The 23937-nt window shown below is 66.4% G+C and carries 18 protein-coding genes; 9 read left to right on the forward strand and 9 right to left on the reverse strand.

Going from position 1 to position 23937, the window contains the following annotated elements; all coding sequences use genetic code 11:
- Positions 1 to 87: 87 nt before the first annotated feature.
- A complete protein-coding gene (locus MBENS4_RS13830) occupies positions 88 to 873 on the reverse strand; it encodes an SDR family oxidoreductase (RefSeq protein ID WP_039391421.1) in 786 nt (261 codons plus the stop codon).
- A gap of 507 nt (positions 874 to 1380) precedes the next feature.
- Here MBENS4_RS13830 and MBENS4_RS13835 point away from each other — a divergent pair.
- Complete coding sequence (locus MBENS4_RS13835; protein WP_039391423.1) at positions 1381 to 4206, forward strand: TonB-dependent receptor domain-containing protein; 2826 nt, start codon at positions 1381 to 1383, stop codon at positions 4204 to 4206.
- A 470-nt stretch (positions 4207 to 4676) separates the two neighbouring features.
- On the forward strand, positions 4677 to 4964 hold the full coding sequence (locus MBENS4_RS13840) for a hypothetical protein (protein WP_039391425.1): 288 nt from the start codon (positions 4677 to 4679) through the stop codon (positions 4962 to 4964).
- On the opposite strand, the gene MBENS4_RS13845 is transcribed toward MBENS4_RS13840, so the two are convergent.
- Together MBENS4_RS13845 and MBENS4_RS13850 are read right to left on the reverse strand one after the other, a co-directional pair.
- A complete protein-coding gene (locus MBENS4_RS13845; RefSeq protein ID WP_242404906.1) occupies positions 4904 to 5905 on the reverse strand; it encodes a glycosyltransferase family 4 protein in 1002 nt (333 codons plus the stop codon). The two genes, MBENS4_RS13840 and MBENS4_RS13845, sit on opposite strands and share 61 nt — an antisense overlap.
- A 419-nt stretch (positions 5906 to 6324) precedes the next feature.
- On the reverse strand, positions 6325 to 7815 hold the full coding sequence (locus MBENS4_RS13850; protein ID WP_039391426.1) for an oligosaccharide flippase family protein: 1491 nt from the start codon (positions 7813 to 7815) through the stop codon (positions 6325 to 6327).
- 242 nt (positions 7816 to 8057) lie between these two features.
- Here MBENS4_RS13850 and MBENS4_RS13855 point away from each other — a divergent pair, with 242 nt between their 5' ends.
- The 4 genes from MBENS4_RS13855 (at position 8058) to MBENS4_RS25840 (ending at position 10824) form a co-directional block, all read left to right on the forward strand.
- Entirely contained in the window at positions 8058 to 9005 is a 948-nt protein-coding gene (locus MBENS4_RS13855; RefSeq protein ID WP_144400915.1) for a sulfotransferase, read from the forward strand.
- Between the two features lie 180 nt (positions 9006 to 9185).
- Entirely contained in the window at positions 9186 to 9839 is a 654-nt protein-coding gene (locus tag MBENS4_RS13860) for a sugar transferase (protein WP_084592091.1), read from the forward strand.
- A gap of 311 nt (positions 9840 to 10150) precedes the next feature.
- The gene (locus tag MBENS4_RS13865) at positions 10151 to 10462 is read left to right on the forward strand and encodes a hypothetical protein (RefSeq protein ID WP_039391428.1); all 312 of its coding nucleotides are present in this window, start codon (positions 10151 to 10153) and stop codon (positions 10460 to 10462) included.
- Between the two features lie 83 nt (positions 10463 to 10545).
- Positions 10546 to 10824: a hypothetical protein gene (locus MBENS4_RS25840; RefSeq protein ID WP_039391430.1), complete on the forward strand. Its 279-nt coding sequence runs from the start codon at positions 10546 to 10548 to the stop codon at positions 10822 to 10824.
- Positions 10825 to 11679: 855 nt separating this feature from the next.
- Here the strand turns inward: MBENS4_RS25840 and MBENS4_RS13875 are convergent.
- Positions 11680 to 12702: an endonuclease/exonuclease/phosphatase family protein gene (locus MBENS4_RS13875; RefSeq protein ID WP_084592092.1), complete on the reverse strand. Its 1023-nt coding sequence runs from the start codon at positions 12700 to 12702 to the stop codon at positions 11680 to 11682.
- Positions 12703 to 12733: 31 nt separating this feature from the next.
- Positions 12734 to 13744, reverse strand: coding sequence for a glycosyltransferase family 2 protein (locus MBENS4_RS13880; RefSeq protein WP_144400916.1), 1011 nt, complete (start codon positions 13742 to 13744; stop codon positions 12734 to 12736).
- A gap of 486 nt (positions 13745 to 14230) precedes the next feature.
- Here MBENS4_RS13880 and MBENS4_RS13885 point away from each other — a divergent pair, with 486 nt between their 5' ends.
- From MBENS4_RS13885 to MBENS4_RS13895, 3 genes are all read left to right on the forward strand, one after another.
- Positions 14231 to 15220 (forward strand): sulfotransferase family protein, encoded by a 990-nt coding sequence (locus MBENS4_RS13885; protein ID WP_052322292.1) that lies wholly within the window; start codon positions 14231 to 14233, stop codon positions 15218 to 15220.
- Positions 15221 to 15310: 90 nt separating this feature from the next.
- Positions 15311 to 16081: a hypothetical protein gene (locus MBENS4_RS13890; RefSeq protein WP_039391431.1), complete on the forward strand. Its 771-nt coding sequence runs from the start codon at positions 15311 to 15313 to the stop codon at positions 16079 to 16081.
- Entirely contained in the window at positions 16027 to 16749 is a 723-nt protein-coding gene (locus tag MBENS4_RS13895; RefSeq protein WP_144400917.1) for a hypothetical protein, read from the forward strand. The genes MBENS4_RS13890 and MBENS4_RS13895 overlap by 55 nt, the downstream gene beginning before the upstream one ends.
- A 197-nt stretch (positions 16750 to 16946) precedes the next feature.
- Here the strand turns inward: MBENS4_RS13895 and MBENS4_RS13900 are convergent, their stop codons facing one another.
- The 4 genes from MBENS4_RS13900 to MBENS4_RS13915 form a co-directional block, all read right to left on the reverse strand.
- Complete coding sequence (locus MBENS4_RS13900; RefSeq protein ID WP_039391433.1) at positions 16947 to 17495, reverse strand: GNAT family N-acetyltransferase; 549 nt, start codon at positions 17493 to 17495, stop codon at positions 16947 to 16949.
- Between the two features lie 358 nt (positions 17496 to 17853).
- Positions 17854 to 18729: an OmpA family protein gene (locus tag MBENS4_RS13905; RefSeq protein WP_039391434.1), complete on the reverse strand. Its 876-nt coding sequence runs from the start codon at positions 18727 to 18729 to the stop codon at positions 17854 to 17856.
- A gap of 387 nt (positions 18730 to 19116) precedes the next feature.
- Positions 19117 to 19704: a calcium-binding protein gene (locus MBENS4_RS13910; protein WP_039391435.1), complete on the reverse strand. Its 588-nt coding sequence runs from the start codon at positions 19702 to 19704 to the stop codon at positions 19117 to 19119.
- A 582-nt stretch (positions 19705 to 20286) separates the two neighbouring features.
- Positions 20287 to 22956 (reverse strand): S8 family serine peptidase, encoded by a 2670-nt coding sequence (locus MBENS4_RS13915; RefSeq protein WP_039391436.1) that lies wholly within the window; start codon positions 22954 to 22956, stop codon positions 20287 to 20289.
- Positions 22957 to 23937: the final 981 nt, after the last annotated feature.

The following is a 23937-nucleotide window of genomic DNA, read 5'->3' on the forward strand; positions in this document are numbered from 1 at the left end:
CCTGTTTGTCCGCCATGTCCTTGCCCTTCCTCCCTCCGGCCGCATGGTGCAAGCCCTTTTGCGTGCTCTCTTTTTCTGCTTGGCTTTTTACTTCGGTCCCATGCGCACCGCGCCGTCGAGACGGATCGTGGCGGCGTTGAGGTAGTCGTTCTCGGCTATGAACAGGGCGAGGCGCGCGTATTCCTCGGGCTGGCCCAGGCGCTTGGGGAAGGGGACGGCCGCGCCCAGCGCGTCCTGCACGGCTTCGGGCATGCCCGCGACCATCGGCGTTGCAAAGATGCCGGGCAGGATCGTGTTGACGCGGATGCCGTCGGCCATGAGGTCGCGCGCGAGGGGCAGCGTCATCGCCGCCACCCCGCCCTTGGACCCGGCGTAGGCGGCCTGGCCGATCTGCCCGTCCTCGGCCGCGATCGAGGCGGTGTTGATGAGGACACCGCGCGCGCCGTCCGGCCCTTGCGGGGGCAGGGCGGTCATGCCCTGTGCGGCATGACTGCAACACCGGAAGGTCCCGACGAGATTGATCGCGACCGCCGCCTCGAACAGCGCCATGTCGTGGCGCGTGCGCGCCCCGCTTTCCCGGTCGCGCCCGACGGTGCGTGCGGCCGGCGCGATCCCGGCGCAGTTGACCAGGATCCGCTCCTGCCCGTTGGCCGCGCGGGCCTTGGCAAACCCTTGCGCGACGCTCTCCTCATCGGTGACGTCGACCACGCAGGGGACGGCTCCGATTTCCGCGGCCAGCGCGGTGACAGCCTCGGGATTGCGGTCGAACAGGGCGACCTTCACACCCCGCGCCCGCAAGGCGCGGGCGGTGGCGGCGCCCAGGCCCGAGGCCCCTCCGGTGACGATAGCTGCAGCATCCTCTGCCAGTTTCATGGCCTGTGATTCCCTTCTTTGGCTCGCACCATTTTGCCCTTGCAGCATGGGCGGCAGGGGCACCGTTGCATTCTTGCAATCGGCTTGATCCGGGTGCGGCTTGTTTAACCGCGTGATTAAGTCGGGGGGGCGGAAGGGTCAATCGCGCTCGGCGGAATGTCGGCACTAAGCAACAAGATTTCACGACCATATGATTTTTCGAAAGATGGTCTCCTGTAAACCGAACGCATGCGCACTTGTCGTGCGGGGGTGCGATGCGGTGGAAATCGACCGACAAAACGCCAGCAACAATCGGCGACCACAGCGATGTTGCAACAAGGCAACAGGCGTCGCGTCATTTTTCCGTCATGCACAACATGGGATTGAAAGGCGCCCCTGAGAACGCAACAAAACTGACGCATGGCGGTCCTGCGCGCAACGCGGGTTGGACCACCGGCATCCGGGTCATCTGGCAGGATTGGTCACGCACCTGTCGGGAGATCTGAAGCAACAAGGGACACACAACTAGTGAAAACACACCTGAAGAAGGCCGCGCTGATCAGCGCGACGAGCCTGACCGCGGCGGCGGCTCTGGTCTCGACGAACGCCTATGCCCAGACCGGGCCGGCCGAGGCGTCCGAGCCCAGCGGCGAGATCATCGTCACCGGTTCGCGCATTGCGCGCCGCAACGTGGAATCGGCAGCTCCTGTTGCCGTCGTCGACAGCGAAGAGTTCGCCCTGTCGGGTGCGGTGAACGTCGAAAGCGTCATCAACACCCTGCCGCAGGTCATTCCGGGCACCACCTCGTTCTCGAACAACCCGGGTGGCGGCGTTGCGACGCTCAACCTGCGCGGTCTGGGTTCGGCCCGTACCATGGTGCTCGTCAACGGCCGCCGCTGGATGTTCTACGATACCCAGCAGATCGTCGACCTCAACACCATCCCCTCGTTCCTGATCGAGTCGGTCGACGTGGTGACCGGCGGTGCTTCGGCCGTGTACGGTTCGGACGCGCTTGCAGGTGTCGTCAACTTCCGCCTCAAGGACGTGCAGGGCCTTGAAATGGGCGCGCAGTACGGTGTCACCAGCCGTGGCGACGGCCAGCGCCTGACCGCCAACTTCGCCTTCGGTGGCGAATTCGCCGACGGCCGCGGCCACGCCACCGTCTATGGCGAATACTACGACCGCAAGGACGTCTTCGCCGGTGCCCGCAAGTTCTCGGAAGACGTGAACTGGGACGACTACGAAGGTAACATCATCCCGGGCGGCTCGGCCACGACCCCGCAGGGCCGCTTCACCTCGGTCCTCGCGGCCGCGGACTGCCCCACCGGCAACGTCTACTGCTCGCCGGGCGCTTTCTACGAGACCCCGGGTTCGTCGCGTCCGCGCGTCGGCACCGACCTCTACAACTACGGTCCCGTCAACTACCTGATGGTTCCGCAGGAACGCTACCTGATGGGTGGCTACGCGGACTACGAATTCTCGGACGGCCACACCGCCTACGCCGAAGTTTCGTTCGTCAACAACCGCGTGGCCAACGAACTCGCCGCCACCCCGGTGACCGGCACGTTCAACATCGACGTGGCGACGGCCTCGCAGTTCATCTCGGCTGCCGATGCGGCTGCGATGAACCAGCTCGACACCGATGGTGACGGTCTGGTCCGCATGTCGGTGACCCGCCGTACCACCGAAGTGGGCGCGCGCAACTCGCTCGACGAGCGCAACGCCTTCCGCGTCCTGCTCGGTGCGCGTGGTGAAATCACCAGCAACATCAACTACGATGCGTACTACATGTTCGCGCGTACGCGGAACTCGAACATCCAGACCGGCAACGTGTCGCGTTCGGCCTTCCAGGCTGGCCTCGATGGCACCGGGACGGACATCAACATCTACGGCCCGGGTACCCTGACCCAGGAGATGGTGGATGCGATCTCGATCACCGCGCAGAACACCGAGATCTCGACCCTGCAGGTTGCCTCGGGCGTGATCAGCGGTTCGCTGTTCAACACCGGCATGAGCCGCGATGATATCGGTTTCGCGATCGGTGCGGAATACCGCCGCGTTTCCTCGGAGTTCATCCCCGACACCGCGCTCTCCTCGGGTGACGTGATCGGCTTCAACGCCGGTAACCCGACAGCGGGTGCCTACGATGTGAAGGAAATCTTCGGCGAGCTGCGTCTCCCGCTGGTCACCGACACGCCCGGCATCTACCGCCTCGAACTGTCGGGCGCCGTGCGCTACTCCGACTACTCGCTCGGCGCCGTGGGCGGCGTGTGGGCCTATGCGGGCGGCATCGAATACGCGCCCATCCCCGACGTGACCTTCCGTGGTCAGTACCAGCGTGCGGTTCGTGCACCGAACGTCCAGGAACTGTTTGGCGGCCTCGCCCAGGGCTTCCCGGGTGCAACCGATCCGTGCTCGTCGCGTCAGCCGGCCGAAAACCGCACTGATGTCGTGCGCGATCTCTGTATCGCCACCGGTGTTCCGTCCACCGCCGTGTTCACTGATGCCGTACAGCCCAACTCGCAGATCCAGGGCCTGTTCGGCGGCAATCCGGACCTTCAGGAAGAAACCTCCGACTCCTGGACGGCCGGTGTGGTCGTGACCCCGACCTTCTTCCCCGGTTTCACCGCCACGCTGGACTGGTACAAGATCAAGGTCGATGGCGCGATCGGCGACTACGGCGGCGGTCTGAGCAACACGCTCAATCTGTGCTACAACGTCTTCCAGGACATCAATAACGAGTACTGCCAGGCAATCATCGGTACCCGTAACGCCAATGGTATCATGGACGGCGAGAACGTTCCCTCGATCCTCGCGGCCAACACCGGTGGCCTGAAGGTTCAGGGTCTCGACTTCGAGCTGAGCTACATCACCAGCCTCGGCGGTGGTCTGATCAGCGAAGATGCGCGGATTTCGTTCAACGTCCTCGGCAACTACACGATCGACAACATCTACATCCCGGTCGCGAGCAACCCCGAGGAACAGTACCAGTGCGCCGGAGCCTTCGGCAATCTGGCCTGCGGTACGCCCACGCCGAAGTGGAAGTGGACCTCGCGTCTGAGCTTCATCGACGGCCCGCTCACCACCAGCCTGCGCTGGCGCCATGTGGGTGCGGTTCGCGACGACGATGACTCGACCGACTATGCGGTCGAGCGTCTGAAGTCGTACGACCAGTTCGACCTGACCTTCTCGGCCGACGTGACCGAGAACTTCTCGCTGACCGCAGGTGTCAACAACCTGTTCGACAAGCAGCCGCCGACGATGGGCGACAACCAGCAGCAGAACAACACCTGGCCGGGTGTCTACGACGTGCTGGGCCGCGACTTCTTCATCTCGGGCCGCATGACCTTCTAAGGTCTGCAACCGGGACGAAAGTCCACGCGAATTGGGGGGCCGGGCATCTGTCCGGCGCCCCTTTTTCATAGGTATGAGGAAGGTCGGGGCCGAGGGCCGCCCCGAATTGTCGACCTCACCCTTCGCGCGCTGCGGTGGTTGCGAAAGGTGAGGTTGCCCGTTTTGGGGTCAAGGGGCGATGGCCCCTTGAATCTGGGTTGTCTTGTTTTGCTTTTTCCCTGGCGAAAGCGGGAAAGAGGAACTTTCCGAGGGCCGTAGCCCTCGGGCTCCCCGAACTGTCGACCTCACCCTTCGCGCGCTGCGGTGGCCGCGAAAGGTGAGGTTGCCCGTTTTGGGGTCAAGGGACGATGGCCCTTCAATCTGGACTGTCTTGTTTTGCTTCCTTCCTGGCGAGGGAGAAAAGGCGAACGTGCCGAGGGCATCCGCATGGGTCTGGACGGGGCTGGAACTCTGCGGGTAAGACGCAGGACATGGCCCGCAAATCCCGGAAGAAGCGCTATCTCACCGCCACGCTGCCCGATGGCTACGTGAAGACGATTGGCCCCACGACGGATCCTTTCACCCATTACTGGCGCATCGTGGCCGAGTTGGAGAATGGCAAGACAGAGGTCTTCTGGGGGCACACCCGCAGTCTGGCCGAGGCGAAGAAGTTGAAGGGGCCCGCTGGCGATGGCGCGCGCAAGCGGGGCTGGACGGGTTATCGCTTCGAGATCGCCGAACTCGTCGAAAGCGAAGAGCCGCCCGAATCCCAGCCGTAGGCGGGCCCCCGTGAAGCCGTGCCTGCTTGCGCGGGGCGTGTGGGCGGGACCAGTGGTTCGAGGACCTGCCACAGCCGTTCTCCGGCGGCGTCCCAGCTCAACTGCGCGGCGCGCTCGGCCCCCCGGGCGACAATGTGGCCGGCAAGCTCGCGGCTGGAGAGCAGGGCGTCCAAGGCTTCGCGCCAGGCCTGCGGATCCTCGGGCGGGACAAGGAGGGCGCCATCGCTGCACACCTCGGGCATGGCTCCGGCATGGGCGGCGATGACGGGCGTGCCGCTGTGCATCGCCTCGACAGGAGGGAGGCCGAAACCTTCGGTCAGCGAAGGAAACAGGAAGGCGCTGGCGCCTGTATAGAGCGCGCGCAGTTCGGCATCGCTGACGAACCCGGTGAAGAGCGCATGGGCGGGGGGCGTCCAGCCCCGATCATGGTAGGCGAGCGCCCCCGGTCCTCCGGCAACGACCAGCCGCTGGCCCCCGGCAGGAGGGGCCCTCAGCGCCTCGAAGATGGTGCGCATGTTCTTGTATCCCTTGGCCGATCCCACCGTCAGCACGTAGCTTCCGGGAGCGAGGCCGAGCCGGCCCAGTATCTCCGGGTCGGACGCCTCGCGGGTCAGGTGGTCGGTGCCGTTGTGCACCACGTCGATCTTGTCGAGCGGGGCGATGCCGAAGCTGGCGAGGCTTTGCCGCGCGAATTCCGAGACGGTGAGGACGCGGCGGGCGCGGCGCCCGATCCAGGGCAGCAGGCGGCGATAGGCGCGGGCCTGGCGCCCGGAATAGTCCTCCGGGTAGAGGAAGGTCTGTGCGTCGTGGATCATCACCGCGCTGTTCGCGTGCAGCAGCGGGGCCAGGTTGCAGAAATTGACCAGCAGGGAGCCGCGGGCGGCGCGCGGCAGGGTGAGCATCTCCCAGCCCTGTCCGGCTCCGAAGGCGCCTTTGCGCACTTCGGGCGTGAGCCCCGCCAGCGCTTGCGCGCCGGGGGGCTGAGCAGGCGGACCGTGTGCCCGTTCTCCTCGTGCCCTCGCGTGCCGCGCGCGCGCGTGGCCGCATGTGGATCGGGCTGGCGGGCCCGGCGCACGAGTTGCTGCGTGAATTCGGCCGCGGTGCGATGGACGCCGTTGAGCCCGGCGCCCAGGAACTTGGCGTTGACGAGGATTTCACCCATGGACCTGCTCCCCGGTTCGCGCCGCGGAGGGGCAGGCCGCTGCGCACGCTGCCCTATCGACCTTGCCGATCCGGGCCGGATGCGCGCGGGGCGCGGGCCGGATGGCGGCGGCGTTCGGGAACCTGTGCATCGCGATTACTCCGTGGGGTGGTTGGCAGGGGCGCAGGGGACACGAGGGCGCGGGGCGGGCAGGAAACCTCACCCGGAGAAGACCGAAAGGTCGAGGACGCGCAGGCGCAGCGCGAGCGCGAGGGTGGGCAGTGCCAGCAGGGCGGCAAAGGCCAGGCGTCCTCCCAGGGCCGGGAGGGGGCCCGGCGGCAGCAGCGGCTCGAGCCCATGGCACCCCAGCCCCAGCAGCAGGCCGAAATTCGCGCAGAGCAGGATTGCGAGCGCGAGATTGCGCAGGCTTGGCCACACGTCGAGCCGGCCGCGCCGCGAGAGCAGGGCAAAGGCATAAAGCGTGGAGGCCGCGACCACCCCGACCTGCGCCCAGGCCAGCGCGGCAAGGCCCCAGGGCGAGGCGGCGAAGACCGCGGCCACCGCGACCAGGCTGGTTACCAGGTTGAAGTACATGACCGAGGTGGTGCGTCCGAGAGCGGCGAAGGCGGGCTCGATGAGAAGCTTGCCCGCGCCCGCGAGCGCCCGCAGCGCCATGGCATAGGTGACGAGGAGGCCCGCGGCGTAGCTGGGTTGGAAGAACAGCGCGATCATGTCGTCGGCGAGCACGATGATCCCGGCGCCCAGCATGCCGGCCGCCAGGGCCAGCGTCCCGGAAAAGCGGGCAAGCGTGGCGGAGAGGTCGTGCCCCTTGCGCGCAGCGGCGCCCATCTGCATGGCCGCGAAGCTGGCCATGGGCTGCATCGCGGTGTCCGTGATCCCGGTCGCCACCCGGTTGCCGAAACGGTAGAGGCCGACCGCGGTCGGGCTGTGCAAGAGGCCGAGGAGGAGGTCGGCGGCGTACTGCGCCAGAAAGCCGAGCCCGCGTGAGCCGTAGAGCCCGGCCGAAAAGCGGGTAGCGCCGCGGGCAAGCGCAACGTCGAAGCGCAGCTGCGGGCAATCGCGCGCGAGGAAAGCGTAGAGCAGGGCGCCGGAAAGCACCCGGATGGCCCGGAACGCGACGAGCGCGTAAAGCGAATGCCACGTCCACACCAGCGCCGCCCCGCCCACGAGCGCGAGCAGGTTCTGCGCGAACATGATCCGGAAGTTGAGCATGGCCGCGCCCCGGCGCAGCAGCGCGGCGGAGGACCAGGCCCCGATTCCGGCAAGGGGCTGGAGCAGGGCAAGCAGGAGGATCACGCCGCCCAGGTCCGGGGCCTGGAACAGCCACTGGAGCGGCCAGGCGGCGAGCGCGAGCAGCGCGGAGGCGGCCCCGACGAGCCCCAGGATGAGCCAGAAGCAGGTCGAGAGAACCGCCTCGTCCGGCGCGCGCGAGGTCAGGATGAACTGGTAGAATCCGGTATAGGTCAGCGTCTGGATCAGGATGATGAAGACGATCGCCAGGCTGTAGACGCCGTAGTCGCCAGGGGCGAGGAAACGGGCCGCCAGCAGCGTGATGACCAGCGTGGAGACCTGTTGCAGCGAGCGGGCGATCATCGCGAAGAGTGCGCGCGCACCCTGCCGTGTTGCGCGGGCAAGGCCCTGCCGCCGGTTCCTTCGCGGGGCTGTCATCTCGCCCATCGTTGCCGCCATGCTCCCTCTCAATTCCCGCCGTGGCGAAGCCTGGAGGCGTGCGCAGGTCCCCCCGGACGCCCCCTGAGTGCCCCTTGTTCTACGTGGAGACGCGGGGTTCCGGAACGCGAAGTACCGCCAAGTTGGACCTAACTCGCCGGGTGTCGGACGGCCCTGGGCCTTACCCTCGGGACACGGCGCGCGATCTGCGCCGATTCAGACCCTTGCCCGGGTCGAGCAACGTCAAGGAACAGGGGGAACGCATGCACGAGGACGCGGGACTGATCTTGCCGAGAGGAGAGGACGGCCAGGAGCTGGAGGACGCGCACGAAAGGAGGGGCGGGCTGGAGAGGGACGGGGCGGGCCGGATCGGTTTTGCTCCCCGCACATCCCTGCGCGATGCGGGGAAGCGCGGGTTGGGCTGGCTGGTCGGGCGCGCGCTTCCGCATGGCCGCTACGACAGGTGCCTTTTCGTGCTGGCACACATGCGCTGCGGGTCGACCGCGCTCTCCAACATCGTGTGTTCACGGCCGGATTTTTCCGGCTACGGAGAGAGCCATGTCACCCATGACGGGCGCGATGCTCCCGGGCGGCTCGCGGTCAACTGCGCACGGCGAAAGGGCTGGGATGCACGGGCGCCCTGGCAGTTCGACAAGATCCTCCATTCCCGTCTCGATGCCGCCGCGCCCCCCGCCTTCTTCTCGGCGCGGGCGATTTTCCTCGTGCGCGAGCCGTTCGCCTCGGTCCGCTCGATCGTCGATCTCTTCGCGCGGCTGGGGCGGGACGAATACCGCACCCACGAGGAAGCCGCGTCCTACTATATCGGGCGCCTCGCCGCGCTGGCCGAGATGTGGCCACGCTTCGAGGCGGCACGTCGGATCGGTCTTACCCACGAGGCGCTTCTGCGCGACCCCGATGCCGTCCTCGCTGCAATATCCACGCGGCTGGGCATCACCCCGCCGCTGGTCAATGCCTATCGCAGCAAGGCGGCGTCACGCCGGGGCGGCGGGGGGGACCCGCTGGTCAGCGGCCGCCATTCCCGGATCGAGCCGGGCCTGCCCGGGCGGCCGGTGGATCCCTCCGATCTCGATCTGTCGCCGGCGACCTGCGTGCAGCTGCAGGAAAGCTATGCGGCGCTGGCCGCGCTCTTCGGACGGGACGCGGCGCAGGAGCGCCGGGGACGGAGTGAATTGCCCCAAAGTGAACCTTGATCCTGTTGCAGCTGCGAGATGCGCATGGATAGTCGCAGGACAACAAGATCGCATCGGGCCGCATCGTCACACTCACGTTCAGGGAGACCTGCCGATGTCGCAGAAAACGTACCACACTGGGCCGGGTCCCTGGCGGGACAGTCTTTCGCTCTTGCCACAGGGGGCGGGCCGCTTGGCGCGATGGGGACGGCTTCGGGGCCCGAGCCGGGCACGCCCTCGGCGTTGCAGCATGCGGTCTGGCGGCTGTTCGATATTCTGATCGCCACGGCTATCCTTGTGCTGATCGCTCCGTTTCTGCTGCTGCTCACCGCGCTGCTCTTCCTCAACGATCCCGGGCCGGTCTTCTACGCGCACCGCCGTGTCGGTTATCGCGGACGCTTCTTTCCCTGCCTCAAGTTCCGCACCATGCGCACCGATGGCGACGAGATCCTGCAACGCTACCTCGCGGAAAACCCCGCGGCCCGGCGGGAACTGGCCGTGACCTGCAAGCTTCGGGACGACCCGCGTGTGACCGCGGTCGGTGCCATCCTTCGCAAGTTCAGCCTCGATGAATTTCCGCAGCTCTTCAATGTCCTGGCCGGGCAGATGAGCATCGTGGGGCCGCGTCCGGTGGTTCTCTCCGAAGTGGAGCGCTATGGTCGGCAGTTCGAGGTCTATTGCCGGGTTCGTCCGGGGCTGACCGGCCTGTGGCAGATCAGCGGCCGCAGCGACGTGTCCTATGCCACCCGCGTGCGGATGGACATCGATTATATCTGCCGCAAGGGGCTGGCCTTGGACCTCTGGTTGCTGGTCCGGACCATTCCGGCCGTCGCCTGTTCACGCGGGGCGTACTGAGCCGATCTGCGCGAACGTGCGTAGATCCAGGACTGGCGCGCCGATGTATTCGGCCTGGTTCTGTCCGGTCGTCTGACAGTTCCGCGGCAGGCGGCTGCGGACCTACCACAGGGCCAGAACGCGCGGGAGGTTCGCGTGAGAATGGGGGCACTACGCCAGCGTGCGCCAGCCACACTTCGGCGGGACGTAACGGAGGAAGCGGAAAACCGCTCGAACCGGTTGTGATTGCCAATGCCGCCATACGAAATGACGTGTTGTCGGTCCCTCCATCGGGTGACAGGATGGGGGCGCCAGGCATCAGGAGGTCGATCATGGAACGGCGTGAACGGGATGCGCCACTTCCTGTCGAGATGCAGGGCCGGTGGACGGACATCGAAGATCCAGCTTCTGAACTTTTCATCAAGGGCGGTGAGATCGTCTGCTTCGCACGGGTAATCGACTACGATTACATGGTGGTCGCTACAGATGATGGAGCCCTGACGGTCAGTCTGAAGATGAACGATGCGGCGGCCGAGGAGGCCTTTCAGCGCGCGAACATCACCGAGCTCGTGATGACGCCAGACGGCGAATTGCACGCGTACAATGTCCGCTTCGCCAGCCAGTTCCAACGGATCAAGAGCTGACACGGGGACTGCGCCTGTTCGCCCGTACGGCCGTGTGCACAGATGGCAAGGAAGGCAACATGGCGTCTCGGCGTGGACGATGTATGGTTCGTGCCATGGCGAGGTCTGAACACATCGGCCGGAGGCTTTGGCGCTGGTTCATCACGCCTCCCTCGAACGTCACACTCTGGAAGCGGGCGGCCGTGTCACTCTGGACGACACCGCCCATCATGCTGTTCCCGCTGCTCCTGCCCATTCTCGAGCCCGGCACCATCCCGGCCGTTCTGGCGGAAAGCTGGCAGGTATATGCGCTGTTCTTCGGTCTCCCTTTCGCCTTGGGAGTGCTTTGCTGGAAACAGGCGCGCCGTATCGAACCGACATGATGGCCCCGTGACGGGGGCGGGCAAGGCGGCCTTTCCCAGGTCGGTTTCAACCGGGGGCATCTTGTCGATGCGCAAGGGCGGGCTTCGAGGCGGGGCAGTGCGGCGCGGTGCGGTGCACCGTGGCGCGACCTGCTGCTCGCGTTTGGCCATTGGACCACCATCCGTCGTAAGCGTCCGGGGCAAGCCTGCCGACATTGACGGGGCAGGATCGACCTCGTGCTCGAGGGAGGCCGTAGACTTGCGCGAATACGCCCAAGCGCTCTGGTGCACCAGGCTGCGCGATGAAGGTCGCGGCCTGGGCTGGCGGTCCGCGCTATGACCTCACGCGTCTTTGCACATTCGAGCAGGAGAGGGGGGGGGCTTGTTCCATGGCTTGGGGACGAGGAAAGGCGCCGTTCGAGGATCGGAGGGACCGGATGCCCCTTGCCGCTCGGGCCGGGCACAACGGCTCGCGGGCCCTGGGAATGGACGCCTTGGCGCTTGGCCGTTTCGGGCAGAGGTGCAAGCACCGCCGCCAAGCATCCCGGTCTTGCGGTTAACAGCCAGGCCCCCAGAGCAGTCTGCGCCGGAGGCGTGTCGATCTCCAGCCTGTCGCCCGATGGGGGCTCAAATCCGTGGGTGCCGCCTGATCCGCACGTCCTTGGGGGCGCGGGGCGTCGTCGAAAGCGGTGACCTCCGGCGTGCCAAGTTTGCCAGGACGACCGGATCGAGCCGATCTGGGCCCCCATTCCTGGTGCGCTGCCAGGGCCGGGAAAGGGCACATTGCCGATCCTGTGGGCGGGGGAGCGGCTGGAAAGGGGGCTCTCCTGCTCCTTGTCGGGGCGCGGAGATGCGCCATTGCGCGCGCCGGGTGGGTCAGTTTACCCGGCAGACCCGTGCGATGAAGCCGCGGTGGTCGGAGCCGAGCCAGGGCGAGGTCTTGAAGCTTTCCACCTGCCAGTGGCGACCCGTCAGCAGGTGGTCGATCTGCCATAGTCCTTCAAGGCGCCTCTCCCCGAGTTCGAGCGGCCAGGTCGGCTGGTCTGCCCGGGTGATCGCCAGGCCGTTGCGGGCAACGAAATCCCGGAGGACCGGCAGGCGCGGCGAGAGGTTGAAATCCCCCAGGATGAGCGTGTCGGCATCCGCGCCCATGCGGGCGTCGAACTCGCGCAGCTCACGGGCTTGCGCCTCGGGCGATGTCGGCCGGGACAAGTGGACGGCCGCGATGCTCCAGGCCCGTGTGCCCGGGCTCGCCGGAAATACGAGGCCCGCCCCCGATAACGTCCGGCGCTGTTCGGCATCGCCACGGGCCAGGCCGAGTTTCCCGGTGGGGGGAATATGCGTGTAGAGCCGTGTCGAACACTCTCCCTTGCGCTGACAGTTCTGCACAAAGGGGTAGTTGCGCGCGAGATAGGCGTCCAGTCCGGCGGCCCCCGAGCGCATTTCAGCCAAGCCGATCACGTCGGGGCGGGCGCGTTGCAACCACCGGCGGATAAGGTCGGGGCGCCGCACATGGAGGGCATTGAGCCAGGCGAGGGTCAGCCGCGGCGCATTCGGCGGGCACAGAGCCGGGACGCGCGTCGCAGGTTGCAGGGCAACGATCAGCATGAGGGCGATCCCGACAAGCCCGACCCCGGTAAGGCCGAAGCGGGAAGGGCTGAGCTGCGCACGGCGCACTCGCCGCGCGAGCAGACCAAGCGTGGATGCCAGGCCCAGCCACATCGCTGGCACGTGGATGAGCGCGGCAAGTCCCAGGTACGGCCAATGTCCGGCCAGTCTCGGCAGGAGCAGGACAAGCCCGGCGATGGCCAGGCCCAGGACCGCGAGCCGAACGAGCCATATGCGCAGGCGCATACCGACAGATGTGCGCGGTGTGGGGGAATCGACCGGTGCGTGCATGCTCAGCCGTGTAGGCTGCGCGGCGGGTGGGTCAAAGGGTTTCGATCCTTTCCGGGGTCAGGCGCCCGCGGATGAGGTCGAACAGGCCAATCCAGTTGCCCCAGGCCCGGCCGCGCCGGTCCACCCAGGGTTCGGGCCTCAGGATCTTCACGTGGTTCGCCATGAGGTTACCCAGTACCAGGCGCAAGGCGAAGCCAAGCGGCATCGTTCCCTTGTGCACCAGGTAGCAAGGGTTGATGACCTGCGAATACCCCAGCCGCACCCCGGGTGTTCGGCCATGCTTGACCCCCTGGTGCACGCCGCAGAAGGCAAAGGTCTTCACGATGCGGCCGCGCGGGCGAAGGGAGGCGGCAAAGTCGATATCCTCCTGCCACGCATAGAGCTTGAGCCGTTCGTCGAAGCGCTGGGTGCCGATGGCGGCGGTGCGGTAGGCCATGTTGCATCCGTAGAGGCCTGCGAGATCGGTGACGATGCAGTTGGGCGCGCGCTCGTGTGCATCGCCGTGGGTCTGCAGCAGCTGCTGGGCCTTGGCGAAGTCGATCCCGGGGCTGTTGATCCCATCGGCGATCACGTGCCCGGTCGCGCCCGCAACGTCGGGATGGGAGGCAAAGAACTCTCGGATGCGAGCCATGCTGTCCGGCGCGGGGATGAAGTCGTCATCGTAGAACACGATGACGTCGTAGTCCCTGCCCAACTGGTCCAGCGCGGTATTGCGCTGCGCACACAGGCCCTTGGGGCCGGTCACGATTTCGATGCGGTTTCCCACGGGCGGGGGGGAGGGGAGGTCCTGCGCCCCGGTGACCGAGAACAGCAGCCGATCGGGCGGCTGGCATTGCCGGGCCATCAGTTCCTGCATCTGCGTGATCAGTTCCGGGCGGCCGAGACTGGCGACGACCACGGCCACGCGCAGGGAGGCGGCATCGGCAACGGGAGCAGGAGCCGCGACGTCGGGTCTGCGCCGTGCCGCGCCTGCAGAGACGTCGTTGGCCGGCGCTGGCACTGCGGGCGCGCGGGCAAGAAGGGGAGGCAGGATAGGGTGCATGCGAACCTCGATGCAGGATGAGTGCCCGCCGCAAGGGCGCCGGATATCCTGTGACGCCCCGCGCGCCGTGCCATGAGCAGAGCCATGTGCAGAGCCATGAGCCGAGCCATCTGCAGACGCGCGAAGCGGGATGTCCGCCGGTACCTTACGAGTAGGCACGTGTTCATCCTCAGGGTGCCCCACGTGCCGGCCTGTGCCCACGCCATTTGCATCCGTTTACGAGGTAGCCCGGGGACGCGACCCGCACGATGGGACGCAGCCGCCCCGCAGGCCGCGTCTTTCCGGCTTCTTCGGACGCGATGTCGGGGGGCTTCAACCAGGTTGCAGCGCAGCATGTGTGGGCGGTTGAAGGGGGTTTCTCCGGGCGTTCCGGGCGTCTGCGGCATGCTGCGGGCGCGATGCCACCGAAATGGAGGCTCCTGCGGTACTATGCAGGTCTGCGTAGGGATAGTCTGGCTGCGCTGACCGGCCATGGAGAGACGCAGGATGCAGGACACGATCGAACGCCGCACAGGCATTGCCGCCGAAGCGGATGGACACCCGGGAAAGCTGGCCCCGTCTGCGGGGGCAGGGGATCGCGCGGCGGCGCTGGCGCAGGTGGCGGCGGCCCCCGGGCGGCCCAACCTGTTCGTGATCGGTGCGTCGAAGTCGGGCTCCAGCGCGCTCCACGCCTACTTGCGCCAGCACCCCGATATCGCGATGAGCACCGAGAAGGAGCCCTGCTTCTTCGTCGATCCGGCCGAACTGGCGCAGGCCTGGCCGATCATGGCGCGCCGCGCCTGCTCGCATGAGCCTGAGGCCTATCTCGCGTTGTGGGAGGGGCGCGCCCAGGCCCGCTACCGCGGCGAGGGCAGCGTCTACTATTCGCAGGCTCCGGCGCGCAGCGGCGTGGCGGCGCGGATCGCGGCGAGCGTGCCTGAGGCGCGCATCATCTACGTCGTGCGCGAACCGGTCTCGCGCGCCATCGCGCACTACTGGCAGCGGGCCAAGGAATTCCAGGAGCGCCTGCCGATCGAACGGGCCATGCGGGAGAACCCGATCTACCGCGACACCTCCGACTATGCCCTGCAACTGGCCGAATACCGGGCCCATTTCGCGCCCGAGCAGATCCACGTCTTTGCGGCCGAGGAGCTGCGCCGGGACCGGCACCGCGTGCTGGACGAATGCTTTGCCTGGCTCGGCCTTCCCGGCGTGGACTACGCCAAGGCGGACCTCGCCGATCGGCACCGCTCGCCGCCCACCAGCCGGCGCGAGCGTTTTCCCTTCGTCCGGGCCTTGCGCGATTCCGCGTTCTGGGCCGGGATGCGCGGGCACCTGCCGGACAGTCTTGTCGGGAAATTGCGTTCGGCGGCAACGGTTTCCTTCGACAAGCAGGACGTCGATGAAGCGGCGGCGCGCGCCTACCTTGCCGAGTATCTCGCGCCGCGCCGGACCGCCTTCGAGGCGATGATCGGCCGGCCGATGGACGCCTGGTAGGATGGCCTGTCGGGGGAGCGCCAAAGCGGTGCGCAGCCACGGGTGTGGTCTCGCCGCGGTGTGGCTGGGTGGGGCTTGGGGAGAAGCGCGATGACACTGCTTCCTATCCTGGTTTTCTGGGCGCTCCTGGCCTGGGGGATGGCCGGGCCGCGCAGCGTCCTTCTCTACCTCTTCTTTGCGACGATGCCGTTCGGTGCCTTCGCGGTGCTCCCAACGGGACTGACCGGGGGGCTGACCTTCACGTCCACGCCGATGGTGGCGCTGGCGCTGGTCCTGCGCACCTTCGTGCGGCCGGGCGGTGCGGGCGCGCTGCTGGGGATGGCGCTGCGGCCCGAACGGCTCCTGCTCCTCGCCGCGTTCGGCGTGGTGGCGGTCATCGTCACGCTGTTCATGCCGCGCCTCTTTGCAGGGGTCATCGAAGTCGTGCCCGTGCGCGGCGACCTTGACCAGACGGTGCCCTTGCGCCCCAACCAGCAGAACATCTCGCAGCTGGCCTACCTGTTGATCGCGCTGGCCAGCGTCTTTGCCTTTGCCCGGCTCCTGCGCGGTCCGCGCCTGCGCCAGCACGCCTACCGTGCGCTGTGCCTGGGGGGCGCGGTCGCGGTGCTGACCGGGCTGCTCGATCTGGCGTCGGGGAGCCTGCCGCTCAATGGCCTGCTCGCCCCCTTCCGCACGGCGAGCTACGCGCTTGCGGTCGATGTCGAAGTGCTGGGCGGCAAGCGCGTGGTGGGCCTCATGCCCGAGGCCTCGGCCTATGGCGGACTGTGCCTGGCTTCCTGTGCGCGATCCATTTCTATCGCCGGGCCATGTGGCAGGGAGCCGTGCGCGACATCGCGGCTCCACTCCTGGTCCTTGCCCTGATCGGGTGCATCTGGCTCGCGCGTTCGAGCGGTGCCTACGTGGGGTTCGCCGTGTTCGTGATGCTGGCCGTGGTGGACTGGTGCCTGCGGCTGGGCGCGCGCGGGCGCGGCGCGCGGCGCGGCGTCGCGGGCGAGCTGGGCTTCGTGGTGGTGCTGGTGATCGGCCTGTGCCTGGTGGTGATCGTCACGCCCCATGCGTTGGACCCACTTTATGAGCTGGTGGATCGCATGGTGTTACAGAAGGGCTCGTCGGAGTCCTTCGAGCAGCGCGGCATGTGGCGGCGCGTGGCCTTTGAGGGGCTACTCTCCAGCCAGGGTCTGGGTCTGGGGCTGGGCAGCGCGCGCACGTCGAGCAGCCTGGTCGCGATCCTGAGTGGAACCGGCCTTCTGGGCGGGGTCCTCTATTACGGCTTCTTCCTGCAGTGCCTGCTGCGCACGGGCCGTGATCGGACGGGAGAGGCGTCCTTCGTCTTCAGCGCCTTCCGTTTTGCCGTCATACCGGGCTTCGTCGTGGGCCTGATGGTGGGGAGCGCGGATTTCGGCGGCATGCTGGCCTTCGGCTTTGGCCTGGTCAGCGCGCTGGCCGACGACGTGCGCAGCGCCACCCGGCGACGGCCGGTTCGCCACGCGCCCCTCTGGGGCCCGGAGAACGCGCTCGCCGTGCCGTAAGGGGGGAGTTCCTGGAAGGAAAAGCATCCCCAAAGGGCGCTGGAAGGAAGTCGTTTTCAAGGGGCCATCGCCCCTTGCCCCCAGAATCGGCGACCTCACCTCTCGTGGTCGGGGCGGCTGGCACACGGTGAGCTAGGTCGTTTGGGGAGCCCGGGGGCAATGGCCCTCGGATCTGTTTTTTCCTTCTGACTTCCGCCTCAAAGGGCCTTGCGCATCCGCCGGAAGGGGATGGTGATCCCCGCCGTTTCGGCCTCGACATCTTCGACGGTGACGTAGCCGCAGGCGCGGTAGAGCGGTTCACCGCTGAGCGTGGCCATGAGTTCGGCCTGGGTGAAGCCCTTTGCGGCGGCGGCCTCTTCGCAGCGCTGCAGGACGAGGCGGGCAATCCCCCGGCGGGTGAAGTCGGGGTGGGTGTACATGGCCCGGATGCGGGCGGGATCGCGCGCCGGGTCGAGCGTGGCGGGGTTGCGCAGCGCGGCGCTGTGATCGCCGCCATAGAGCGTCGCGCGGTAACTCCATCCCCCGCACCCGGCGAGCTGGCCGTCGATCTCGGCCAGGAGGTACGTGCCATCTGCAATCAGCTGGGTGTCGAGCCCCATGAGGTGGTGGCTTGCGGCGACCTGCTCGGGTGTCAGCCAGGAGACCTGCAGCGTGTCGATCGCCGTCTGCATGAGATCGCGGATGCGGGGCAGGTCCTCGGCACAGGCCCAGCGGGTGGTGAGTTCGGAAGGCTGGGGGCTGGTCATTCCATAGGTCCGTAACGTGGGCAGGGGAGGGCGCGGACTGGTACGCGATGGCTCGCAGCCTGCCCAGAGGGGGGCGGGCGCAAGGCGTGGAAAGACCGGACCTGCATGTCGTTCTCCTGGGATCAGGACACAGACAAGACAGATATTTTTCCGAGGGCCATTGCCCTCGGGCTCCCCAAACTGTCGAGCGCACGTCTAGCGCGCCGCCTTGGCGGACAAACGTGAGGTCGCCGATTTTGGGGGCAAGGGGCGATGGCCCCGTGCATCCAGCCTTTTGCGGCCTTCCCTTCACACGAACACCCCGCCGTGGCCGGAGCCGCGACGGGGTGTCTGGGATTTCAGGTGTGCTGCGCGGCGCTTAGAGGCCGTCGAGGCCCTTGCTGACGAGGATGTTAACCGCGACGCGGCGGTTCTGCGCCTTGCCGTACTCGGTCGTGTTGTCGGCCAGCGGATCGGCTTCGGCCATGCCGGTGGGGGTGAGCATGCGGTAGGGCTTCCAGCCGCAGGCCTGCTGCAGGTAGTTCACGACGCCGGAGGCGCGCTTTTCGCTCAGCATCTGGTTGAATTCCTGGCTGCCGGTGGAATCGGTGTAGCCCACGACCAGCATCAGCGCGTTGTCCATGCCTTCGGCGGCGCTGGCGGTGGCGCACAGGTCGGCCTTGGCCTCGCTCGACAGGTTCCACTTGCCCGTGGCGAAGTTGACGTTGGTGGTGCCCTTGATGTTGTACTTGTCGATGTCACCCATGCGGCCGCGCAGCGCCTCGGTGGCGGCGGTCTGCTCGGCAAAGCCCTGCTCGGTGCCATTGCGGATCATCGCGGCGGTTTCGAAGTCGCCCTTCTGGAACTTGATGCGGCTGGCCACCAGGTCGCCCGAGGGGCTCTGCATGGTGCGCACGTCGACGGGCAGGCCGTTCAGGAGCGCCTGGTCGGTGCGGTCCTTCGAGCTGATGCCGAAGATACCCGACTTGGAAACGATCTGCGTGGTCTGGTCGAGTGTCACGACATTGCGCGCGCCGTCCTCGCCGGTGATCTGCAGGCGGTTGCCGTCGCGTGCGGAGATGAAGCCTTCCAGCTCGGGGCCCTCGACCATTTCGGCGGTGTCGGCCGGCGCGTCACTGTACATGCTGGCGGTAAGTTCGGCATCGGAGCCTTGGTCCTGCGCCGAAGCGGCACCCGCGGCGGCCAGTGCCCCCAGCGCGAGGGTGATGGCCGATGTGTTCGAAATGACTCGCATTATGTATCTTCCTCCGTTCCGTGTCCGCCGGGACAATCGCTCCGCGCAAGAAAGACGATGCCTTCCAGCGCCCCCCTCTCGGTTGTGCCCGGCGTTCAAAAACCCTTCGTCGGTCGCGTCCGGCGGAAACGAGGGCGTCCCATGGGGCGCGCCCTGATCCGCGAACGCGGTGGACTTGCTGGTTGTTGAGTCCAGGCTTGCCCATAAATGAACACACGGCCGCAGAGGCCGTCTTGTGCGGGGTTCCGAGTGCCCGGTGCGATGAACCGTGTGGGCCGATCGGGGCGAGCAGGTCAGTCTGCGGAGAGGGCGCATACGAAAAAGGAGCCGGATTGCTCCGGCTCCTTTTTCTTCAGTCTGTGAACTTCGGGACGGAAGCTACACGGATCAGGCGTACATGATGTCGCTGTCCAGGACCTCGGTATCATAGAAGATCACCGTGGTGGCGCCATAGGTCATGAAGGTGTTGCCCGAAGGCAGGTCGTAGCTCAGCTCGTAGGCGACGCCCTCCGTCAGCACCACGTGATCGATCCCGCTCTCAAAGTCGAAGACCTTGTCGTTGCCGTCGTCGGCGTCAAAGACGAAGAAGTCTTCGAAGCCTTCGTTGTCGTTGTCGTCGTTCGGGTTGTCGCCATAGAGGACGGCATCGCCGTCGCCGCCGATGATCGTGTCGCTGCCATCGCCGCCGTAGAGACGGTCATTCTGGCCGCCGCCATCGAGATAGTCGTCACCCTCGCCGCCGTAGAGCTTGTCGTTCGAGCCCTGGCCGTAGAGGGTGTCGTCGCCCTCGCCGCCGTAGAGCTTGTCGCGGTTGGCGCCGCCCTTCGCGGTGTCATCGCCTGCCCCGGCCTTGATGATGTCGAGGGCGCCGCCGCCCTGAAGTTCATCGTTACCGGCGGTCCCGTTGATGACATTGTCGAACTCGTTGCCTTCAACCAGGCCGCCACCTTCTTCGGCGTTGATGATCTCAGCCATGTAAACTTCCTTTCGCATCTCACTGCATCTTGCATTTGTCGAACCGGACACCGTGTGCCCGGCGGTGTGCACAGCTTGCAGCGACCCCCTGTTGTGTGCTCCGCGGGCAGGTGCGCGAGCGAAGCCGTCGTTCTTGCAAGTCCGACCAGAACTTCGAAGTCCCGGCCATCTGTGACTTCGGGATAGCACTGCTGGGTGGTGGGCGTTCCACGGTTAAAAGTCCGAAACCGAGTTTATTTACTATGTTGTAGTACCTAGTTTTGATTTTCCGGGATTGGGTGTCCCTAGTTATTAGGGGTTTAAGATATCCGGGTTGCTTTGAACTGCCCCGTACCGGAGGCACATTCTTCGTTTCACCGTAAGATGTGCACACGTCATGGTGCTCGGAAGACTACGACCCTTTGCGTAGATTTTCCGCGGTTCGGGCGAGTTGGCCGGAAGCCCGACACTGCGCAGGGCGGATTTTCCTCCTCCGTGGCTGGATTCGGAAAAACCGGCCGGACACGCGAAAAGGCCGGACCCTGCGTGCAGGGCCCGGCCTCTCCCGGTCGAGATTGGGACTTTGTATTCAGCGCAATGGGGTCAGGCGCAGAGCAGGCCCAGGTCGGTCTCGGCCATCGACAGGTCGAGCTCGCCGTAGCCGCGCAGGCGCACGACATCGTGGGTGGACCCGTTCAGGGTCATCTGCAGGATCATGGTCGTGCCCGCCTCGGTCAGCGTGAACTCGGCGCCGCTCATGTCGTCCGCGCCGACGCCGGTGAGGAGGATGCGGTCGCCCTCGGCGGTGTCGAAGTCGAAGATCGTGTCGATGTTGCCGATGTCGGCGAAGTCGAGGACGAAGGTGTCCGCGCCGTCACCGCCATAGAGGCGGTCCGAACCCTCGCCGCCGTAGAGCCAGTCGTTGCCATCGCCACCCTTGAGCACGTCGTTGCCCGCACCGCCCAGCAGCATGTCGGCGCCCGCGTTGCCCTCGAGGCGGTCATTGCCCGCGCCGCCCGAGATGTGGTCGGCGCCTTCGCCGCCTTCGAGGCTGTCGTCGCCGTTGGTGCCGGTAAGGTAGGTGGCGTAGTCGGCGCGGCCCTCGTCCGCAGGGGGCGTGGCGGCCGGTTCGTCCGCAACGGGTTCCTCGGCAACGGGTTCTTCCGGAGCCGGAGCCGGAGCTTCGGGGGCGGGATCGGCGGGAGCCAGGGCATCGGGCGTGCCGTCGACGGGGACGGTGTCGACAGGAACGGTGTCGACCGGCGCGTCGACCGGAGCGTCGCCCAGCGCGGCGGAAAGCTGCGCGAAGCTGTAGCTGCCGTTTGCCAGGACGAAGGTCTCGACGTTGGCCACGCTCGTCACTTCACCGGCGCGGGCCGAGATGTGGAGGGTGCCGTCCGCGGCAAGGCCGCCGGTGAGCGAGCCCAGGGTGGCGTCGATGACCAGCGTGTCCTGGCCCGCGCCGCCGTCGAGCACGTCGTTGCCGAAGCTGAAGTAGATCGTGTCGTTGCCGCGGCCCGTGCCGACGACGTTGGCGGCGTTGCTGCCCCGCACGGTGTCGTTGCCGTCGCCGGTAAAGGCGTTCTCGATGCTCGCGTCCATGGCGATCGTCACGCCGGCCAGCTTCGTGGCGCTCTTGCCCGAAAGGTCGATGGTCGATCCCGAGGTGATCGCCGCCGCGTTCAGCGTGTCGGTGCCGCCATCGGTGTCGCGCAGCACGCTGCGCTCGGCCAGGTCGGCGCCGTCATAGAGCAGGCCCAGCTCGTCGGTGTAGACATAGGTGTCGTCGTCGAGGTCGGCGGCGTTGCCCAGCACGGTCAGGGTGACATCGCTCAGGGTGCCCGACATCGGATCGCCGCTCTTGAGGACGGCATCGGGGTTGCGGTTGTGGATCTCCAGCGTCCAGGTGCCCTTGGCCATCTCGCCCATCGAGGCGACCGAGGAGAAGGTGAAGTCGCGCACGTTGCCCACGCGGTCGGTGCCGGGCAGATCGTACATCAGGCGCACCTTGGTGCCTTCGGGCGAGACCAGGTAGACATCGAGGTTGCCGGTCTCGGTCCAGCGCAGGTCCATCGAGAGCTGGACGTGCTCCACCGACATCGCCTTGTCGATGACGAGGTCGACCGCGATCATGTCGGTCTTGCCCGCAACAAGGGTCTTGTTGGTGGTCACGGTCTTGGAGACGCTGGCGAGGTTGGCGTAGGTCTGCTGGTCGGTCCAGGTCTCGGCGAGGCGCACCGCGTCATGGACGTTGAGGAAGCCGTAGCCGAAAGCGTCGCTGAAGTGCAGGCCGCCGCCGTTGAAGTTGGTCGCGCCGTTGGTGGTCCAGCCGTCGTTGAAGGTGACGGTGTCCGAGAGGCCCTCGCGGCGGGCCGAGTAGGCCAGGATTTCCTGTACGTCGCGGTAGCCCAGCTCCGGGTTGGCCTCGAGCATGAGGGCGATCGCGGCCGAGACGGCGGGGGCGGCGAACGAGGTGCCGTTGAAGTGGTCCCAGCGTTCGTTGAGGGTGGTGGTGAAGACATCGCGGCCCGCGGCCGAGATCAGCACGTTGGCGCCCACGCTGGTGAACGAGGAGGCCGCGCCGTTCGGGTCCACCGCGCCCACCGCGATGGTGTAGGGCGAGTTCTGGAAGTTGTGGTAGTTCGACGAGCCGCCCGTGCCCACGTTGCCCGCGGCAAAGACGAGCGAGGTACCCAGGCCGTCACGCCCGTTCATGACAGGGTTGAGGAGCGCGGCGCCGTATTCGGGGTTGCGGCCGAAGTCGTCGGCGAAGTTGGAAGAAAAGCTCCAGCTGTTGTTGACGACGTCGAGCTCGGCCGAACGGTCCAGCGCGGCGAGGATGTCGGAGACGGCGGTCGACTTGTTGTAGTCGATGCCATAGCCGACCAGCGTGGCGCCCGAGGCAATGCCCACGGTGCCGACCAGGTTGTCACCCTCGGCCGAGATGATCCCGGCGACGGCGGTGCCGTGCAGGTGCGGCAGGTTTGCCGGATCGATGCTGACGTTGCCGGTGCCGAGCGCGAAGTTGTAGTCGAGCGAGGTGTCATAGGCGCCCTTCAGATCGGAGTGACGAAAGTCGATCTGGCTGTCGATCACGCCGACCTTCACGCCCTTGCCGGTGTAATCCGCCCAGACCGAGAAGACATCGATGCTCAGCGAGGAGTCCATGGTGGACCCGTCGAGGTACCACTGCTTCTTCTCGTACTTGTCGGTGGTGTAGAAGGCGTCGGGCGAAACGAGCGTGGCGGACGAAGCGATGACAGTCTTTTCCATGTGATCAATCCCTTGTTTTTAAATTGTTTGTCGGCGTGTCTGTCGTTGATGCAGACGGTGTGCCGCTCGACTGATCGGCGAAGTAGGTGTCCGCTAGTGAACGTCTCCTAATGGGGCGTGGTGAACTTATTTTAACGCGATATCTGCGTATTTCTTACTTGAATCCAAACATTTAGATGAGGGTTTGCGCGGTGTTTCGGGGGATGCGTAGTCGCCTGCAATCGTTGCGCGCGCCGATTTCCGCGACTGCGGCATTTTTGGCGTTAGGCTCATGTTCACCATGTTGGGGTGGGGCGATCGGGCCCGACCCCGCAAGGAGGGCGGACACCTTCAAAACTAGGGGGACGTCCGGGATGGCGCAGGCCCCACTTGCGAGCCTCCCAAACCGCCCTTCGCGCATTTTTTCGTGTCCGACCCCTTTTTTTGTCGGCTGAGGGGAGGGGCGGCGACTCAATCCGCGTGATTCGCCACGCATGGTCGAGGCGATTCGGTGTGGGGAGGGGGCGGCTGCCGCTCCGGTGCCTCTGTATAAGGAGCGCGTTGGCGCGGACCCGGAAGGGGACGCTGCGATCCAAGAGCAATTGATGCCGCCTTATATAAGAGACGTATCCAAGAAGGTCGGCCAGGTGGATGGGATGCCGGGCAGGAGCAAGAGGACTTTCCGAGGGCCATTGCCCTCGGGCTACCCGAACTGTCGGGCGCAGCGCCTGTACGCGCATCTGGTTGAGAGGGGGGACGCAGCGGGGGAATGGAAAGGGGGGGCGGCCTGCTCGGCTCCATGACCTCGCCGGTCTGGAAAACAGGGCCTGCGCGGGCGCGTCAAAAGCGATTGATTATGGAAGCCCAAGAGCAATGGCCCTCGGATTCGTCCTTCTTCCTGTCTTCGGCAAACCCGGCTCCAACGCATTTGCGGGGCTCAGGCTAGTTTTCCACAAGAGCCGTAATCGGCTTTGAAAAAAGGGTTTGACCGAATCACAGGTG

Source organism: Novosphingobium sp. MBES04 (assembly GCF_000813185.1).
Taxonomy (GTDB): domain Bacteria; phylum Pseudomonadota; class Alphaproteobacteria; order Sphingomonadales; family Sphingomonadaceae; genus Novosphingobium; species Novosphingobium decolorationis.

Coding starts and splice junctions, on each gene's coding strand:
- MBENS4_RS13885 (WP_052322292.1), top strand. CDS start 14,231: ATGCAGGACACGATCGAACGCCGCACAGGCATTGCCGCCGAAGCGGAT.
- MBENS4_RS13850 (WP_039391426.1), bottom strand. CDS start 7,815: ATGGCGGCAACGATGGGCGAGATGACAGCCCCGCGAAGGAACCGGCGG.
- MBENS4_RS13875 (WP_084592092.1), bottom strand. CDS start 12,702: ATGCACGCACCGGTCGATTCCCCCACACCGCGCACATCTGTCGGTATG.
- MBENS4_RS13910 (WP_039391435.1), bottom strand. CDS start 19,704: ATGGCTGAGATCATCAACGCCGAAGAAGGTGGCGGCCTGGTTGAAGGC.
- MBENS4_RS13880 (WP_144400916.1), bottom strand. CDS start 13,744: ATGCACCCTATCCTGCCTCCCCTTCTTGCCCGCGCGCCCGCAGTGCCA.
- MBENS4_RS13900 (WP_039391433.1), bottom strand. CDS start 17,495: ATGACCAGCCCCCAGCCTTCCGAACTCACCACCCGCTGGGCCTGTGCC.
- MBENS4_RS13895 (WP_144400917.1), top strand. CDS start 16,027: ATGTGGCAGGGAGCCGTGCGCGACATCGCGGCTCCACTCCTGGTCCTT.
- MBENS4_RS13905 (WP_039391434.1), bottom strand. CDS start 18,729: ATGCGAGTCATTTCGAACACATCGGCCATCACCCTCGCGCTGGGGGCA.
- MBENS4_RS13915 (WP_039391436.1), bottom strand. CDS start 22,956: ATGGAAAAGACTGTCATCGCTTCGTCCGCCACGCTCGTTTCGCCCGAC.
- MBENS4_RS25840 (WP_039391430.1), top strand. CDS start 10,546: ATGGTTCGTGCCATGGCGAGGTCTGAACACATCGGCCGGAGGCTTTGG.
- MBENS4_RS13830 (WP_039391421.1), bottom strand. CDS start 873: ATGAAACTGGCAGAGGATGCTGCAGCTATCGTCACCGGAGGGGCCTCG.
- MBENS4_RS13890 (WP_039391431.1), top strand. CDS start 15,311: ATGACACTGCTTCCTATCCTGGTTTTCTGGGCGCTCCTGGCCTGGGGG.
- MBENS4_RS13855 (WP_144400915.1), top strand. CDS start 8,058: ATGCACGAGGACGCGGGACTGATCTTGCCGAGAGGAGAGGACGGCCAG.
- MBENS4_RS13840 (WP_039391425.1), top strand. CDS start 4,677: ATGGCCCGCAAATCCCGGAAGAAGCGCTATCTCACCGCCACGCTGCCC.
- MBENS4_RS13860 (WP_084592091.1), top strand. CDS start 9,186: ATGGGGACGGCTTCGGGGCCCGAGCCGGGCACGCCCTCGGCGTTGCAG.
- MBENS4_RS13865 (WP_039391428.1), top strand. CDS start 10,151: ATGGAACGGCGTGAACGGGATGCGCCACTTCCTGTCGAGATGCAGGGC.